Source organism: Azospirillum sp. TSO22-1 (assembly GCF_003116015.1).
Lineage (GTDB): Bacteria > Pseudomonadota > Alphaproteobacteria > Azospirillales > Azospirillaceae > Azospirillum.
The window spans coordinates 1-1,254 of sequence record NZ_LGQZ01000241.1; the positions used below are offsets into that span (position 1 = coordinate 1).

The 1,254-nt window shown below is 63.1% G+C and carries 1 protein-coding gene and 1 pseudogene; both read right to left on the bottom strand.

Translation table 11 applies throughout. The features are described from left to right. On the bottom strand, positions 1 to 986 hold a 986-nt coding region (locus tag TSO221_RS34645; RefSeq protein ID WP_146209016.1), incomplete at its 3' end, for a bifunctional enoyl-CoA hydratase/phosphate acetyltransferase. A gap of 77 nt (positions 987 to 1,063) precedes the next feature. Continuing rightward, positions 1,064 to 1,254: pseudogene (gene eno, locus TSO221_RS34650) on the bottom strand (phosphopyruvate hydratase); the annotation flags it as partial.

Sequence of the window (1,254 nt, forward strand, 5' to 3'; positions counted from 1 at the left end):
GCCAGATCGATGGCGTTCTGCACGATGTCGACCTTGTCCTCCAGCGTCGGGTAGATGTTGATCGCCGCATCGGTGATCAGCAACGCCCGCGGGTAGGTCGGCACGTTCATCACGAAGACGTGGCTCAAGCGTCGGCCGGTACGCAGGCCGGTCTCCTTCTTGACGACCTCGACCATCAGTTCGTCGGTGTGCAGCGAGCCCTTCATCACCGCCTCGGCCTCGCCCGAGTGGGCGAGCGCCACGGCGGCTTCGGCGGCGGCGTGGCTGTGCTTGACGTTGACGATGAGGTACGGGTCGATGTCCAGCCCGTGCAGACCGGCGAGCGCGCGGATCTTGCCCTCGGGGCCGATGAGGATCGGCTCGATCAGGCCGGCCTCGGCGGCCTCGACGGCGCCCCGGAGCGAGCTTCCATCGCAGGGGTGGGCGACGGCGGTGAGCACCGGCGGCAACGCCTTGCACTTGTCCAGCAGCGCGTCGTGCTTGTCGTGGCGGATCATCTGGATCTGCGGCAGCTCGTGCGCAGCGCGGCGGACCTTGTTGCTCGGGGCGATGACCTTAGCGATGCCAGTGGTAACGACTTCGCCGTTTTGGTTCACGCACACACAGTCGAAGACAACGACTTGCTTGTCCGGCCGTTTCTCAGTGACGGTTATCACGGCGGTAACGACGTCACCCAGCCCAACGGGGCGACGGAACTGCATATCCTGGCTAACGTAAATGGTGCCTGCACCCGGCAGCACCGAGCCCAACACGCCGGAGATCAAGGACCCTGACCACATGCCGTGGCCGATAACCTTCTGGAACCGGCTGTCGGCCGCAAACTTCTCATCAAGGTGGGCGGGGTCGATGTTGCCTGAAAGTGTTGCAAACAGCTCGACGTCCGTGAGCGTTAATTGACGAGTGAGGCTGGCCGATTGACCAATTGCGATTTCGCCGAAGGTCACGTTCTCAACCACGGATTCCGGCGTATTATCGGTTGTTTTCATAATGCCGTTCTCCACAATAAAGTGATCAGTGCTTCGGAAACACGTGCCGCGGGGCCTGTTGCGCAGGCGACATGCGTTCAGTTTTTGAGGATTGCCCGTCCGGCGAAGCGCGAAGCGGCGCCGAGCTGCTGCTCGATGCGGATCAGCTGGTTGTACTTGGCCAGACGGTCGGAGCGGCTGAGCGAACCGGTCTTGATCTGCCCGCAGTTGGTCGCCACCGCGAGGTCGGCGATGGTCGAGTCCTCGGTCTCGCCCGAGCGGTGCGACA